This is a genomic window from Gemmatimonas aurantiaca, assembly GCF_037190085.1.
Taxonomy (GTDB): Bacteria; Gemmatimonadota; Gemmatimonadetes; order Gemmatimonadales; family Gemmatimonadaceae; genus Gemmatimonas; species Gemmatimonas aurantiaca_A.
This window is the reverse complement of record NZ_JBBCJO010000012.1, coordinates 409,422-425,478: the sequence shown is the minus strand read 5'-3', so window position 1 is coordinate 425,478 and position 16,057 is coordinate 409,422. Positions and strand designations below refer to the sequence as shown.

12 protein-coding genes are annotated in these 16,057 nt (G+C 67.3%); 6 read left to right on the top strand and 6 right to left on the bottom strand.

Annotation, left to right across the window (positions count from 1 at the left end; genetic code table 11):
* Positions 1-53 precede the first annotated feature (53 nt).
* The 3 genes from WG208_RS16405 to WG208_RS16395 all read right to left on the bottom strand — a co-directional run bounded on the left by WG208_RS16405 (position 54) and on the right by WG208_RS16395 (position 5,839).
* The gene (locus tag WG208_RS16405) at positions 54-731 is read right to left on the bottom strand and encodes a hypothetical protein (RefSeq protein ID WP_337172458.1); all 678 of its coding nucleotides are present in this window, start codon (positions 729-731) and stop codon (positions 54-56) included.
* 79 nt (positions 732-810) lie between these two features.
* Entirely contained in the window at positions 811-2,817 is a 2,007-nt protein-coding gene (locus WG208_RS16400) for a hypothetical protein (protein WP_337172457.1), read from the bottom strand.
* A gap of 223 nt (positions 2,818-3,040) precedes the next feature.
* Positions 3,041-5,839 (bottom strand): carboxypeptidase-like regulatory domain-containing protein, encoded by a 2,799-nt coding sequence (locus tag WG208_RS16395; RefSeq protein WP_337172456.1) that lies wholly within the window; start codon positions 5,837-5,839, stop codon positions 3,041-3,043.
* Between the two features lie 286 nt (positions 5,840-6,125).
* On the opposite strand from WG208_RS16395, the gene WG208_RS16390 reads away from it, so the two are divergent.
* Both WG208_RS16390 and WG208_RS16385 read left to right on the top strand, forming a co-directional pair.
* Entirely contained in the window at positions 6,126-6,929 is an 804-nt protein-coding gene (locus WG208_RS16390) for an NAD-dependent deacylase (protein WP_337172455.1), read from the top strand.
* A gap of 245 nt (positions 6,930-7,174) precedes the next feature.
* On the top strand, positions 7,175-7,393 hold the full coding sequence (locus tag WG208_RS16385) for a type II toxin-antitoxin system HicB family antitoxin (RefSeq protein ID WP_337172454.1): 219 nt from the start codon (positions 7,175-7,177) through the stop codon (positions 7,391-7,393).
* Positions 7,394-7,431: 38 nt separating this feature from the next.
* Here the strand turns inward: WG208_RS16385 and WG208_RS16380 are convergent, their stop codons facing one another.
* Genes WG208_RS16380 through udk form a run of 3 tightly spaced genes read right to left on the bottom strand, consistent with a single transcriptional unit; the run spans position 7,432 to position 10,316 of the window.
* The gene (locus WG208_RS16380; RefSeq protein ID WP_337172453.1) at positions 7,432-8,868 is read right to left on the bottom strand and encodes an ATP-binding protein; all 1,437 of its coding nucleotides are present in this window, start codon (positions 8,866-8,868) and stop codon (positions 7,432-7,434) included.
* A 49-nt stretch (positions 8,869-8,917) separates the two neighbouring features.
* Positions 8,918-9,637: a response regulator transcription factor gene (locus WG208_RS16375; protein ID WP_337172452.1), complete on the bottom strand. Its 720-nt coding sequence runs from the start codon at positions 9,635-9,637 to the stop codon at positions 8,918-8,920.
* 7 nt (positions 9,638-9,644) lie between these two features.
* On the bottom strand, positions 9,645-10,316 hold the full coding sequence (udk, locus tag WG208_RS16370; RefSeq protein WP_337172451.1) for a uridine kinase: 672 nt from the start codon (positions 10,314-10,316) through the stop codon (positions 9,645-9,647).
* Between the two features lie 216 nt (positions 10,317-10,532).
* Between udk and WG208_RS16365 the strand changes: the two genes are divergently transcribed.
* The 4 genes from WG208_RS16365 to WG208_RS16350 are packed head-to-tail and all read left to right on the top strand — an operon-like array spanning position 10,533 to position 16,055.
* Positions 10,533-13,784 carry a 5'-nucleotidase C-terminal domain-containing protein gene (locus WG208_RS16365; protein WP_337172450.1) on the top strand — a complete coding sequence of 1,084 codons (3,252 nt, stop codon included), beginning with the start codon at positions 10,533-10,535 and terminating at the stop codon, positions 13,782-13,784.
* Positions 13,784-14,053 carry a hypothetical protein gene (locus WG208_RS16360; RefSeq protein WP_337172449.1) on the top strand — a complete coding sequence of 90 codons (270 nt, stop codon included), beginning with the start codon at positions 13,784-13,786 and terminating at the stop codon, positions 14,051-14,053. Before WG208_RS16365 ends, WG208_RS16360 begins: the two co-directional genes overlap by 1 nt.
* Entirely contained in the window at positions 14,050-15,162 is a 1,113-nt protein-coding gene (add, locus tag WG208_RS16355) for an adenosine deaminase (RefSeq protein ID WP_337172448.1), read from the top strand. Before WG208_RS16360 ends, add begins: the two co-directional genes overlap by 4 nt.
* The gene (locus WG208_RS16350) at positions 15,159-16,055 is read left to right on the top strand and encodes a purine-nucleoside phosphorylase (RefSeq protein WP_337172447.1); all 897 of its coding nucleotides are present in this window, start codon (positions 15,159-15,161) and stop codon (positions 16,053-16,055) included. The genes add and WG208_RS16350 overlap by 4 nt, the downstream gene beginning before the upstream one ends.
* Positions 16,056-16,057 lie beyond the last annotated feature (2 nt).

Sequence of the window (16,057 nt, the reverse complement as noted above, 5' to 3'; positions counted from 1 at the left end):
GTCGCGGGAACGCGCGCCGTACACGCCTGTCGGAGAGACTTCCGGAATTCACGTCAGATACGGTTGGCAAATCCCATGAATTTGAAACGTCCATCCCGTTCGATCACGCTGCCGAAGAGATTACCCTCGAGTGTGGGCTTTCCGGGTGCCGCGAAACGCACTTCACAGCGCGTGTGCAGCAGATTCGCGCCGGCGGTATCGGGCGCGGTCGGACAATGCAGCCTGCTCACCGTGATGGTGCTGCCGCCCAGCCGGTTGACGAGCTGTCGTGCACCCTTGTCGGAGGACGCGAGAATCTGTCCCCAGAGCAGTTCGGGCGGGGCTTCGTAGGGCGGCCGGCTCATCGGCGATTCGGGATAGTACAGCCAGGCAAATTCCTGCCGGTTGAGCACCATCGCATTCAGGTCGGTGGTGTCGTGTGTGCTCACCGCGTGCGCGAGACGCGCCACCAGTGCTTCCATGGACGGACTGGCGTGCTGCAGCGTATCGACCGCAGGCAGGTCGACACGGAATCGACGCAGGTGTTCCTCCACCGGCAGAATGGAATCGACCACACCACCGGCGGCCACCACGTCACGGATGTGCGCGGCCTGCTCCGCGGCCGCCTGGTCGGCGGGGGAACGTTCGGGAGAGGTGCAGGCAGCGCAGGCCAGGATCAGGAGCGCCCGGCAACCGGCGCCGATGTGCGAGGCACGGAGAGAAAGACCGAAGGACTGCATCGGGAGATTCATCGGAGAGTGGCTGTGCGAACGGCCGGCGCCCGCAGTCGGGCACCGGCCGTTCGGACATCATGAAGCTATCAGTTCGTCGTCAGTTGCGTGCGTAGCTCGTCCAGTTGGCCCACCACTTCGTGCCGCCGGGCGCCGCGGCACCACGGTACGCCGTCGGCGTGATGAAGGTGCCGGCACGCGCCGCGATACGCGGATCGTTCGCGAAGCTGGAGAGGCCACCGGTGGCGATCGGCGAGCCGCTCGCGGGCGACCAGTCGAAGTTCGCGACCGTGGTGGTGGCCGAGCCCGTCGGCAGCGCCGCGAAGAGGCTGGCCGCCGTCACGGAGGCCGCGGCGACTTCGTTGGTCTGGCCACGCGCGGTGAATGCCGATTCCTGGCCGAAGTTCGTGCCGGTCGGGTCGAAGATCACCCCGTTGTTCTGCGAACCGTTCTCCGCGAGGTAGTTGCTCTTGAAGATGAGCGAGTCCACCTGGAAGCGGTTGTTGGTGGTGGAGTCGCGCATGGAGATGGCCTGACGCGGCCAGCGCGCGATGACACCGTTGATGTAGTAGCCGCCCGTGCCGCGACGGAGCACCATGCCCACGCCACCCTGCGTTGGCGTGGTCTGCGTGCCGCCGACACCGATGACGGTGTAGTTGGCGAACACGTTCATGGTCCAGAGGCCGTCCGCCGCGCCCGAGCTCTGGGCGTTGCCGCCGGAGGGCGCCGTGCAACCGCCACCGTTGCAGCCGTCCACTTCGAAGCCCTGCGGGTCGGCCGACACCGCGCCGGCACCGGCACGCGGCGTGATGTAGGTGGACTGGAAGGCGATCAGGAACTGATTGCGGCCGCGATAGCCTTCCGACGTGTCGAAGTGGTCGTCACCCGACTCGTAGGAAACGAGGTACTTGCCATCGACCGTGCCGCCGAACCACTCGAACGAGTCGTCGAGACCGGCCACCGACTGCAGGTATTCGAACGTCGTGCCGCTACCCACCGCGGCGAACGTGAACGAGTTCAGTTCGGCGTCGGGCAGCGTGGCATAACCGGCGAACTCCACACGTACATACCGCAGTGTGCCGCTGTTGTCGGCATCGTTCGTGCCGCCCGTGTACACCACGCCGGCCGGGTTGGCGCCCACCACGGAGCCATCGGAGCCTTCGACGATGATGTTGCCCGTGCGGTTGTTGCGCGCGTTGCCGACGATGATCAGACCGCCCCAGTCACCGGGCGAGCGGTTGCCCGCACTGCGCTGCGACGTCATGACGATCGGCGCGCTTTCGGTGCCGTTGGCCACGATACGGGCGCCACGCAGGACGAAGAGTGCCGAGCCGAGCGCGGTGGTGTCACCGACGATCCTGGTGCCGGCGTTCACGGTGAGCGTCGCGCCGCTGTTGACGTACACGAAGCCGCGGAGGACCCAGGTCGTGTCGGCCGTGAGCGTGCGGTTGGCCGCGATGGAGCCGCTCAGCGTCACCGTCGGATTCGGCGTGACCGCGTACGCCACCGACGCCGTCGCCGTTCCACCGGCCGTCACGTTCGCCGGCGAGCCCGTGACCGTACCGGCATACCGCACGTTGTTGCTCGTCACGGTGGCCGCGGCCACCGTGTAGCTGCCTGTCGCGACGGTGGCCGTCGTGGTGGCGGTGAGCGTCCTGTTGTAGCTGTTCGGACCGGTGACCGTCACGGCGCCATTCACGCCGCTCGGCAGACCCGTCACGTTGACCGTCAGCGTGCCGGTGGTCGGCGCGGCGGCGGTGTAGGTCACGGTCACGGTGGCGGAGCCACCCGCGGTCACCGTGGCCGGCGAACCGGACACGGTCGCGTTGTAGGTGACGCTGCTGGCGGTCACCGAGGCGGCGGTGACGGTGTAGCTGCCGGGCTGCGCCGTCGACACCGTGGTCGAAGCGGTGGCAGTCTGCGAGAAGCCGTTCGGCCCCGCGATGGTCACCGACGCGTTCGTGCCAGCGGGAAGACCGCCCACGTTGACGGCCAGTGTGCCGGTGGTCGGCCCCGTCGGCGTCTTGTCATCGTCGCTGCAGGCTGCGAGAGCGCACATGGCCAGGAAGGCCACCGCCATCGCGCGGAGGCGCACGAAAGAAGTCATCTGCATGTCGAGAGAGTGAGTGAAAGGTGGTGGATGGGGAGGACCATCCACGGCACCCGAAAGAAGGCCAGACATTGTGCCGTCAACGTCATGGCCCGGTCACGGTTGTGTCACCGTGCCGGGCCATGACGTCGATTCGGTGATCGGGCGCACTGTGGGGTGATCGGGCGCGGCGCCACGATCACCACGAGGCGATCACCGCGAGGCGATCACCGGTATCCGCTTACTGACGCCAGGAGAAGCCCATCGAGTACGTGCGGCCTGCGTTGTAGCCTTCGCGCTCGAGATTGCCCTGCATGAAGCGATAGCGCGCATCGAGCAGGTTGCGGGCGTCCACACGACCGGTGAGGCTGCCCCACACGGGGAAACGCAACGACAGGTCGACCACGTGACGCGGCACCTCGACGATGTTCGGCAGCGGCAGCACGCCGGCCGCGTAGATGCGCTCGCCCACCACGTTGTACAGCACGGTGGCGTTCGTGCTGCCACTGAGATTGGAGTACGACAGGCCGGCGTTCACCACGTACGGCGCCTGACCCACGAGGCGGCGCGTCTTGTCGGTGACCGTGAGCCCCTGCAGCGTGTCGAGATCCACCGAGGAGCGCATCAGCGTCACATTGCTGAACGCGGTGAACGGCGCCGCCCATTCACCCAGCATGGCCAATGACTTCCGGGCCTCGAGTTCGACACCGAGGTTCACGGCCTGCACAGCGTTCTGGAAGCGTGCCTGGTAGGCGCCCGACGTGGCCGACTCCACGCGTTCGATCGGCCGATCGAAACGCTTCGCGAACACGCCGATGCTGAACACCTCGCCCGGCGTGGGGAAGGCTTCCCAGCGCAGGTCGTAGTTGTCGATCAGCGAGCGGACCAGCTTGTCGTTGCCCGTGACGGACACCCCGCCGAGCACGTCGCGGAACGTGACCGGGGCGAGTTCACGATATTCCGGACGGGCCAGTGTGCGCGTGATGCCGAACCGCAGATTCTGGTTGTCCGTCAGGCGCGTGTTGAGCAGCAACGACGGCAGCACGTCGGTGTTGTCGAGCCTGGCCTCGGCGGTGAACCCGCCCTGCGTGCTGGATGCGACATCGATGTTGGCCTGCTCGACGCGGGCGCCCGCGATGATACGCACGCGGCTGCCGAGACCCCAATCGGTCATGAGATAGCCGGCGGTGGTCCGGTCAGTGGCCGTGTACGAACCGGCCTGACCGATGGGTTGCACGTTGATCTCCGAGCAGGTGTCGCAGGCCCGGCCGGCACCGAAGATCACGTCCGGCGTCTGGGTGCGGACGCTTTCGTCGGCCCGTGACAGGAACGCGTAGATCGGCGCCTGCGCCGAACGGTCGGTGGACCGGATGTACGCGCCGAACTTGACGACATTCTGATTCGCGATCGCGCCGATGTTCAGCGTGTGATCGAACTGCGCGGTGGTGTTGTTTTCCTGCAGGTCGAAGTACAGGCGGCGCGCGCCATCGAGCGACGACAGCAGCGAGTACTTGCCGTTGCCGTCCCGCGAGTAGACGATGTCGGAGCGGTCCGGCTCCTTGCGCGACGTGTTGGCATAGGTGGCCGACCACGCCGTCTTGTTGCGCTCACCGAGCTGGTGTTCACCCTGCAGGTTGGCCGTGGCCACGCCACGTTCCACGTATCGCAGCGTGGTGCGGGCGATGCTGTCGGCGAGATTCTCGTCGAAACCGCGATCGGTGCGGGCTTCGTTGTCGGCGCTGCGGGTGGCCGTCGTGTTGAGCGAGAAGCGATTGCCCTTGCCCACGATGGTCGAGAAGTTCGCGATGCCACCCCACTGGATGCTGGAACGCCCCGTCTGGCCTTCCACCTGGGTGAGCGGCACCACGGTGTTGTTCGGGCCCTGATTGCCCACCGCGAAACGTTCGTTGGCGCGCACTTCCTCCGAGTAGCCGTAGTTGGCACTCAGCACATAGCCGATGTGACGGCCGAGGATGGTGTTGCCACCGGTGGAGGCACCGAACGATCCATTGAGGCCGCCATTCTGCATGCGGGCATTCCAGACGTTGCGCTGCTGCAGCGCCATCTGGTTGTACGCCGTCTGCGGAATGTTGGACATGAAGTTCGCCTGCGAGATCGCGTCGGGAATGCGGCGCGCGCTGGAGGCCAGGCCGAAGAGCTCACCGCCGGCGCGCGGCGCCATGGGCAGGGTGTGGCCGTACACCAGGCTGTTGCCGCCGAACGACGTCGAGTAGTTGATCTGCCGACGCGCCGGGAATTCCCGTGTGCGGATGTTCACATTGGCGCCGGCGAAGTCGCCGGGCTGGTCGGGGGTGAACGTCTTGCTGGTGGTGACGTCCTGCAGCAGACCGGCCGGAAAGAGATCGAGCGGCACGACCTTGCGCTCGGGCTCGGGGCTCGGAATGCGCGCGCCATTGAGCGAAGCGGTGGTGTAGCGCTCACCGAGTCCGCGCACCTGCAGGTACTTGCCGTCCTGCACCGTCACGCCGCTCACGCGCTGCGCCGCCTGGGCGGCATCGCTGTCGGGGCTGCGGGCGATCTGTTCGGCCGTGATGGCGTTCACCACGTTGGTGGCGTTCTTCTGCTGATTGAGCGCTTCGGAGACCGTGCCCTTTTCCTTCGTGGCCGTCACACTCACCGCGGCCAGCTGCACGTCCGCGTTGGCGAGGGAGACGTCCTGTTCGATGGTGCCATTGGCCGGCACGATCAGGCCGGTGATGGTCTTGGGGCCGTAGCCGATGCGGCGGACCTGCAGGGTCACGGTGCCCGCGGGAATGCGGACGATGGTGTAGCGACCGTCGACGCCTGACTGGATCCCGAGTCCGGTGCCGACCACCTGGATCTGGGCGGCCGTGATACCCTGGCCGGTGGCCGCGTCGACGATACGGCCGGTGATGCGACCCGTCTGGGCGTCAGCGCCCTGAGCCCGGAGCGGCGAAGGGGCGACAAGCGAAGGGACGACAGTGGAAACGACGGCGGCCGTGATCGCCAGCGTCAGATGACGCGCAACACGGTGCAGTGCGTAGACCTTGGTCCGCATGAGAGTACGTGGAGACAGAGGAGACAGAGGAGACAGGCGGCACGGTCGGTCGACCACTGCCGGATGCCTCAAAACTCCGTGACCCAGGTTTCGAATAGCGCACAACCATGCAACGAATGTGTCACAGCAGGGTGGGCGGGCAGGTCCGGCGACTGACACCCGACGCTGGATTGGGACGAAGCGCGCTCCTCACATTTCTGACGAATTGCGTCTGGTGCAGGCGTGGCGGGTGTTGTATAGTCGCGACCGTATGACGCCCCCCGATCCGACCCTGCATCGACGCCGCGTGGCGTCTCCACCGCCCACGGACCCTCAGACCCGTGCCGAAGCCCTCTCCGTCGCGGCCAAGGCCCTCCGATCGGCGGAGCACGTCTGCGTGCTGACGGGCGCCGGCATTTCCGCGGAGAGTGGCATCCCCACGTTCCGGGAGGCGCAGACGGGGCTCTGGGCCCGGTTTTCCGCACAGGAGCTGGCCACCCCCCAGGCGTTCGCCCAGCACCCGTCCCGGGTGTGGCAGTGGTATGCCATGCGGCGGGCCATGATCCGCGCGGCCCAGCCCAATCCGGGGCATGCGGCGCTGCTCAATCTCGCGCTGCGGGTGGCGCACTGTACCATCGTCACCCAGAACGTGGACGATCTGCACGAGCGGTCGGGCGTGCGCGATCCCATCCGCCTGCATGGTTCGCTCATGCACATCCGCTGCAGCGGCGGCTGTCCGGGCAGTGTGCCGGCGCCGGAAGAGGCCTCCACGGAAGTGCCCCGTTGCCCGACCTGCGGCGCACTCATGCGTCCGGATGTGGTGTGGTTCGGGGAGTCGCTACCGATGGGGCCCTTTGGCGCGGCGCGTGATGCGGCGGTGGCCTGCGACGTGTTCCTTTCCGTGGGGACCTCCAACATCGTCGAACCAGCGGCTTCGCTGCCGTGGATCGCGGCCACGCACGGCGCCACGGTGATCGTGGTCAATCCGTCCATGGAAGGACAGCGCAAGGGCCCGTCCATTCTGCCCATCGAAGGGCCGGCCGGTGTGATGCTGCCGCGGCTCATTGCCGAGGCCTTCGCGGGCCGCCGGCCGAGGCGGCAGGCGGAGTAACACAGGGCCGCGCGGGGCCGGTCGGAGTAACGGCGCCTCCGGGGAGGTTTGGAGACGGACCGGATCGGCGAGTTGGGGGCGAACTACGGGCGTTGAGTGGCCGCCTGCGGCGGCGATACCGGCAGGATGAACAGCGGGATGAACTGCAGGATACCAGCGGGATGAATGTTGGTTCCTCGAGTGGCAGGTGCCTGAACTTGCCGGTACGTTGACGTGATCGAACCGACCGACGAGGCGTGAGGAATATGGGCGAGTACAAGTACGAGTTGATCGTCTACTGGAGTGCAGAGGACGCGGCGTTCGTCGTCGATGTGCCAGAGCTACCCGGATGCATGGCGCATGGCCCGACCCCGACGGCGGCCGTCAGTGAGGCGCAAATGGCGATCGCACTCTGGATCGACGTGGCCCGCGAATCGGGTCGTGTGGTGCCGGAGCCAAAGGGCCGCCGGCTTCTCTTGGCGTAGCGTCGCCCGCCGGTACCGCGCCTGCGGGGCGTCCTCGTTCAGCCCGGCAAGCCCGCTCGTTGCTCCGCGTCGAACCGGGGCAACCACGCCTGAATGGTGGTCCCCACATTCACGGTACTCTCGGCCCGGACGCGTCCTCCGTGGGCTTCGGCGAGATGCCGCACGATGGACAAGCCCAGCCCGGTGCCGCCGGCCTCACGCGAACGCGCGGGGTCGGCCCGGTAGAATCGCTCGAAGATGCGCGGCAGATGTTCGGCGCCGATGCCCACGCCGGTGTCGCGCACACCGATCCATGTGCCACCGTCTCCTGGGGTGGCCACGAGGGTCACGCGGCCCGTCGAGGTATGACGCAGCGCATTCTCCGCGAGGTTGCTCAGGATCTGCCGGGCCGCGGTAGGATCGGCATAGATCCGCTCGGCGCCCGGCGCGATCTCGGTGTCGAGCACCACGCCCTTGTTCCGCGCGGGGAGCTGCAGAGGCGCCAGGATCTCCGTGGCCAGGGAGGCCATGTCGAGATCGATCGGATTGGGCAACCAGCCGCCCGATTCGATCCGCGAGAGATCGAGCAGGTCGTCCACGATGCGCTGCATGCGACGCACACTGGCGTCCATCATCTGCAGAAACTCCCCGCGCAATTCGGCCGGCAACTGTTCGTCCTGCAACGTCTCCACGAATCCACCGATCACGGTGAGTGGGGTGCGCAGTTCGTGTGACACGTTCGCGACAAAGTCACGTCGCACGGCCTCGAGTCGCCGCACCGGCGTGAGATCGTACAACGCGAGCACCGCGCCCCCGTCGGGCAGCGGGCGCGCGGTGAGGGAGAGGGTGCGATCGTCGACGCGCACTTCTCCCGGCGCCACATCCGTTCCGGAGAGCGCCGACGCCAGCGCATCCCGGAGCGTGCGATCCCGTGGGAGATAATCGGCAGGGAAGGGCACCGCCTCCTTGAGACGCAGCAATTGTCGCGCGGTACCGTTGATGCGCACGACACGCTGGCGCTCGTCCACCGCCACGACCCCTTCGTTCAGCGATTCGGTGAGCGCCACAAGCAGCGCCTCCTCAGCCTGCAGCAACTGCAGGCGGGCGTCGAGCTGTTCGGCCAGTCGGCGCAGTGCGTCGGCCAGGTCGCCCACTTCACCACCCGCAATGGTGTGCGACGGGCGCTGGGTGAGATCGCCGGCCGCGAGTCCACGCGCCACGTCGCGTAGTTCCTCGATGGGCCGTGCCACCGGACGCGCGAGCACCTGCGCCAGGACGACACCCACCAGCAGCGCGGCAATGCCGGCAATGACGATGTCGCGGCGGATGGCCGCCAGCATCTCGTCGGTGGCCTGCGATGCGGTGGACGAAGGCACCGCCGGCCCTTCGGCGCGGACACGCTCGGTGACCCGTCGCTCCACGGCCACCAGCACGATCGCCATCAGCACCGTCGCGACGACGAAGGCGTTGAGGACGATGCGCTGCGTGAGTTTCACGTGAACAGGTGGGCGTGAAGACGAAGATCGATGCGGACCGCGCGCCCGGTCACACGAGGCGCGGCGCGCTCGCCCGCAGGCGATATCCGAAGCCGCGCACGGTCTCGATCAACTCCCCGGCCGCGCCCAGCTTCGACCGCAGACGCTGCACGTGCATGTCCACCGTGCGTGTCTGGATGTCGGGCGCCGCTTCCCACACGGTTTCGAGCAGATGCCCGCGGCCCTGCACACGGCCGCGTCGTTCGGCCAGGGTGAGCAGCAGTTTGAACTCGGTGGGCGTGAGTTCCACGTCCTGTCCGTCCACCTTCACCGTCATGGCCGCCCGATCGATGTGCAGCGGACCGATGACCAGCGTATCGGCGCTCACCGGTGTGGCTGAACCGGTGCGCCGCAGAATCGCGCCGACCCGGAGCACCAACTCCGCCGGCGAGAACGGCTTGGTGAGATAGTCGTCGGCGCCCAGTGAAAGTCCGCGGATGCGATCGGGTTCCTCGCGTCGGGCGGTGAGCATCAGGACGGCAACGTCGCGGGTGCTGTCGTCGGTGCGGAGTTGTTCGAGCACATCGAAGCCCGACATGCCGGGCAGCATGAGATCGAGCACGATGAGCGACGGACGTTCCCGTCTCGCCACTTCCAGCGCGTCGGGGCCGGAGGCGGCGGTGGCCACCCGATAGCCCGCCTTGGCCAGATGGTAGGCGACGAGGGCGACGATTTCGGGTTCATCGTCGACGACGAGAATGCGGTCTGTGGCTGGCGGAGCGGGGTTCATGCAGGGGTCAGGTCGAACCGGACACGGCCGGGGACGCCGAGGAGGTTGCGATCACCGCCGCACGCTGCAGCAATCGTCGCTGGATCTTGGCGACGATCATCTCGATCGCGACGGTGTTGCTTCCCCCTCGGGGGACGATCACATCCGCGTAACGCTTGCTGGGCTCCACGAACTGGAGATGCATGGGTTGCACGGTCGTGAGATACTGGTCGAGCACCGACTCCAGCGACCGCCCGCGCACCGCCGTATCGCGGCGAATGCGCCGGATGAGGCGGATGTCGGGATCGGCATCCACAAAGACCTTCACTTCACACTGGGCCCGGATGTTCGCGTCGGCAAGCAGCAGGATGCCGTCGATCACCACCACATCCGCGGGTTCGATCCGTCTGGTATACGCACTGCGGGAGTGCGTGGCGAACTCGTAGTGCGGCATGTCCACCGCCTCGCCACCGGCGAGCGTCGCGATGTGCTCGGACAGCAATTCCACATCGAACGCGTCGGGGTGGTCCCAGTTCACCTGATGCAGTTGCTCCAGTGTGAGGTGCCGGAAATCGCGGTAGTACGCGTCCATCTCGATGAACGCGACCGAGGCGCCGGGAAGCGCTTCGGCCACTTTGCGCGCCACCGTGGACTTTCCGGAGCCGGTGCCTCCCGCAATGCCGATGATGAGCGGTTTCATGTACGGACCTGCGGGATCGTGCGTGACACAGCAACCAACCTGCCCAGGCGTCGTGTCCGGATCGCCACGACCGTGTAACGACCCTGTATCGGCGATCCGGTACCGATGTATGCCATCCCGAAAGTTCGCGGACGGGCCGGGGGCCCGGCAAGCGTGGCAGGGTACCCGGGTCATCTGCCCCTCCAAAGGGCGGGGAGGAGCGACTAGCATTCCCCTATGGAACAACTGCCTGCAGGTCTCCAATGCGTGGTCCGCCGACGGTCGGCGCTCCTGGCCCTGGCGACGACCCTGGGCGCGATCGCCCCCGCCGCGCTCCCGTCTCCCGCCGGCGCCCAGACCAAGGTGGATCTGGTCATCGCCTCCACCACCGATGTGCACGGTCGCCTGCGTGGCTGGGACTACTACGCCGGCGCGCCCGACCCTACGCACTCGCTGGCGTCCGCGGCCACGATCATCGACTCGGTCCGTGGCGCCAATCCCGGACGGGTGGTGCTGGTGGAGGCCGGTGACATTCTGCAGGGCAACCCGCTGACGTATGTGGCCGCGCGGGTGGCGCCTCCACCGGTGCATCCGGTGATCGCCGCCATGAACGTGATGCGCTACGACGCGGCCGTGCTGGGCAATCACGAATTCAACTACGGCGTGCCGTTGCTGAAACGCGCCATCGCCCAGGCCGGATTCCCGTTCGTGGCCGCGAACGTGCACTACACCGATGGCCGCCGGTTCGTCGCCCCACTGGCCATGGTGACACGGGCCGGTGTGCGTATCGCCATCGTAGGCGGGACCACCCCCGGATCGATGGTGTGGGACCGCGACAATCTGCAGCAGGCCGGTGTGACGGTGTCCGACATCGTCCCCGCCGTGAAGGCCTCGGTGGCCGAGGCGCGACGTCGCAAGGCCGACGTCGTCGTCGTGCTGCTGCACTCGGGACTGGGGGAGCCGGCCACGTACGACAGCGTGGCCACCGGCTTGCCGTCGGAGAATGTGGCGGGACGCATCCCGCGGGAGATCCCGGGCGTGGACGTGGTGGTGTTCGGCCACTCCCATCGGGAAGTGGTGGACACCACCATCGGCGGCGCGCTGGTGATGCAGCCGCGGAACTGGGCCGGTTCGGTGGGAGTGGGCACCCTCACGCTGGAAAAGACCAAGGGCAAGTGGACCGTGGTCGCCAAGCGCGGGGAACGGGTGCTGGTCACGGGACACAAGGAGTCACCCGCGATCCTGGCCGCGTTCGCGCGGACACACGAGACCGCCCGCACCTGGGTGCAGACGGTGGTGGGCCGCACGTCGGTGGCATGGCGGTCCGACAGTGCGCGGGTGACCGATGTGCCGCTCATGGATCTGGTGGCCGAGGTGATGCGACGCGAAACCAAGTCGGATCTCGCCGCGGTGTCGGTGTTCTCACTGGACGCCACGTTGCCGGCCGGTGACATCACGCGGGCCATGATCGCGCGGCTCTATCCGTACGACAATACGCTGCGGGCCGTGCGGGTCACGGGGGCGCAGATCCGGGCCTACCTCGAGCACTCGGCGCGTTACTACCGCTCCCTGGGCCCGGACGGGCAGCCTCCCGCCAATGGGATCATCGATCCGGCGGTGGCTGGCTACAACTTCGACATGCTGGCCGGTGTCGACTACGTGCTCGACCTGCGGCAGCCCGTGGGACAGCGCGTGACGCGCCTGCAGTATCAGGGGCGCGACGTGCAGCCCGGCGATACGTTCACCATGGCGGTGAACAATTACCGGCAGTCGGGCGGCGGTGCGTACGCGATGCTGGCCGATGCGCCCGTGATCTACGAGCGGGACACCGATATCCGTCAACTCGTCATCGCGGAAATCGAGCGGGTGAAGCAGATCGAGCCGGCCCAGTACTTCACGGCCAACTGGACCATCGAGCCGGCCGCGGCGCGCGAAGCCATCATGCGTGAGCAGCAGCGTGGGCGCCGCGCCGAGGCCACAGGTCGGGCCTCCGCATCGACCGTCAGCACCACACCCGGTCAGCGGACGTTGCGTGTCATCGCGATGAGCGATTTTCACGCGCAACTGGCGCCCCGTGTCGAGGGCGGCAGCCCCATGGGTGGTGCCGTGGCGCTGTCCGCCGCCTTGCGCAAGGCGCAGGGGGAGTGTGTCGCGCCGGCCTGTGAGAACGTCATCATCGATGCCGGCGATCTGTTCACTGGCACGCCGGCATCCGACTGGGATTCGGGACGGCCCACGGTGGGCGTGGTGAACCGGTTCGATATCGCCGCGGGGGCACTGGGCAATCACGAGTTCGATCTGGGCCAGGACACCCTGCGCGTGCGTCTGCGGGAGCTCCGCTACCGGGTGCTCGGCGCCAATGTCCGTGGCCCCGATGGGCAGATGCCTTCGTGGCTGCGCGCCGACACGATGGTGCAGCGCGGCGGCATCCGCATCGGCATCGTGGGCGCGGCGGGCACGCACACGTCGACCAGCGCCAGTCGCCGCAAGGTGGAGGGGCTGACCTTCCTCGATCCGCTTCCGGTGTATCGGGAGCGGGCCCGCGCGCTGCGCGCGGCCGGCGCGCAGGTGATCATCTTCGTCGTTCATGACGGGGGACGGTGCGAGCGCGATCGGCCCACGGTGTGTGAAGGGGAGGGCATCGCGCTGGGACGGCGTGTCGCGGCGCTGGGCGCCGAACGTCCCGATGTGTACGTGATGGGACACGCGCACGTGAACCTCGCGTTCGACTTCGATGGCATGCCGGCCGTGGAGCCTACGTCGAGCGGACGCGGCATCGTCGTGGTCGATCTGCCGGTGGGTGGCGGTGCGGCGCGCACGGAAATCCGTCCCGTGCGCGGCAATGTGACGGAGGGCGCCGAGCCGTCGGTGGATTCCATCGTGCGGGTGGCATCGGCGCGCTCGGAGGCCAAGGAACAGCAGCCCGTGGCCACCATCGCCGCCGATCTGCGTCGCACGGGCAATCAGTATCCCCTCGGCAACCTCATCGCCGATGCCGTGCGTACCATCGGTGCCGGCGATATCGGCATGATGAACAACGGCGGCATTCGTGTGGACGTGCGGGCGGGACCGATCGCGTTCGGAGGGGTGCATCGGATCAGTCCCTTCGGGAACATGCTGGTGCGCATGCGCGTCCGTGGCCGCGATCTCAAACCCATGATGGAGCGCACGTTCGCGCGCAACGCGCCCGACGCGCACGTGAGCGGATTGCTCATCGAATACGATGCGACCAAGCCCGACGGGCAGCGTATCACGCGTCTGACCGCAGCCAACGGTGCCGCGATCGTTCCCGATCGCATCTACAGCGTGGTCATGAACGATTTCATGATCGACGATCTCTATCTGGATCTGCAGAAGACGGCGGTTTCGGTGGAATACCTGCCCATCCAGGACAGCGATGCCCTGGCCGAGTATCTGCGACGTCAACCGCAGCCGGTGCAGGCCGATAGCACCGTGCGTATCCGTTCCGTTTCACCGGGTGCCCGCTGATGACCGATACCATCGATACGACCGGCCGGGAGATCCGCGCCTTCGTGAACGAACGCGGCGTGAGCGTTCCATCGGGTTCGGTCGCGCTCGACGCCGTGCGGGCATTGCGAGCGGATCTGGCCGCGGAAATCGAGGCCGGAACGGCGCAGCTCACCGACAGTCGCGGACTGCCCGTGGCGGCGCAGGAGCCACTCGTGAATGGCGCGATTTATCGCGTTGTTCCGGTACGGCAGCGGGTGGGTGCGGACGACGCGGGCGTTCCGACATGAGTCTATCAGACATAAACATCGACGACACCACGCTGGCGGAGCTGATCCGCCGGTTGCCCAAGGCCGAGTTGCACTGTCATCTGGATGGATCGCTGCGGTCGTCCACATTGATGGAACTGTCGGCCGCACGCGGCATCACGCTGCCGGCGGCCACACCCGACGCGCTGGCATCGTGGATGCGCGTGGACGATGCGCGCAATCTCGAAGAATATCTGGCCCGGTTCGACGTCACACTGGCCGTCATGCAGACCGTCGCCGAACTGGAGCGCGTGGCCTACGAGTTCGTCGTCGATGCCGCGCTGGACGGAGTGCGATACATCGAGGCCCGTTTCTGCCCGGCACTCAACACGCGGGAAGGGCTGCGTGTGGACGAGGTGATGGACGCGGTGTTGCGGGGGCTTTCCCGGGGCGAACGCGAATCGGGCACGGTGGCCCGCGTGATCGTCTGTGCGCTGCGCAGTTTCCCGTGGCCACATGCGATGGAGATGGCCGAGTTGGCGGTGGCGTACCGGGACCGCGGGGTGGTGGCATTCGATCTGGCGGGTGGCGAGTTGGGCAATCCGGCGCATGTGCATGCCCAGGCTTTCGATTTTGCGCGCAATGCCAATCTGGCCGTCACGGTGCACGCGGGCGAAGGTGATGGCGCGACTTCGATTGCCGAGGCGGTCCATCGCTGCGCCACCGATCGTATCGGGCATGGAACCCGTCTGCAGGAAGATGCGACGCTCGAATCGTATGTGGTCGATCGCCGCATCCCCCTGGAAGTATGTCCGACCAGCAACGTGCAGACGCGGGTCGCGCACACGTTCGCGGAGCATCCGTTGGCGCGGTATGTGGCGCTCGGCGCCGTGGTGACCATCAATACCGACAACCGGCTCATGAGCGGGGTGTCGTTGAGCGACGAATTCCGGCACTGCGTGACGCAGCTGCGTTTCGATGCCGGCACGATCGCATCGCTGGCCCTCAATGCCTTCGATGCGTCTTTTCTGCCGTGGGCCGATCGTCAGCGATTGCGTCGTGACGCTGTGCGCGATCTCGACCTGTGGATGCAGAATGCGTCGTCCGTCTTCGTTGCGCATCCGACCGCGTCCCAGGGAGTCGGTGCATGAATGCCCGTGTGTTCGAAACGGCGCTGCACGAATCCCGTCCGCCAGCCATGGGCGCGGGCGCGGCGCGTATCGCGGCCGACTACATCCGCCAGCGTGCCGGCGACGCGATGTCGCACCCGCTGCGGCCTCCGGTGTGTGGTATCGTGCTCGGTTCGGGGCTTGGCGGCCTGGCCGAACATATCGTGGACGCGGTGCGCATTCCGTTCTCGCACATCCCGGGATTCCCCACGGCGACGGTGGCGGGACACGCGGGGCAGTTGCTGGTGGGCACGCTGGCCGATCGGCCCGTGGTCGCGCTGGCAGGGCGTTTCCACATGTACGAGGGGCACGATGCGGCACTCGCCGCGTTCCCCGTGCGTGTGCTGCATGCGCTGGGCGCGCCGGTGTACATCGCGTCGAACGCGGCCGGCGGTGTGCGTCGCACGTTCGAACCGGGGGATCTGATGCTGATCGCCGATCACATGAATCTCATGTACCGCAATCCGCTCATTGGCCGTCCCGAGCCCGGCGACGAGCGTTTCCCCGACATGTCCGATCCCTACGACCGGGGACTGCGCGCGCTCATGCGCACTGCGGCGCAGCAGGTGGGGGTGCCGCTGCACGAGGGCGTGTACTGCGGACTGCTGGGCCCCACCTACGAAACGCCCGCGGAGGTGCGCATGCTCGAGCGGCTGGGTGTGGATGCGGTGGGCATGTCGACGGTGCCCGAAGTGATCGTCGCCCGCGCCGTGGGCATGCGTGCGGTTGCCGTTTCCTGCATCACCAACAAGGCGGCCGGTCTTTCGCATCAGGCATTGTCACATGCCGAAGTCATGGACGCGGGCCGCGCCGTGGCGGGGCGCTTCGAGTCGCTGATCACGGAGTTCGTGCGGCGGCTGCCGGATGGGGGCTGACG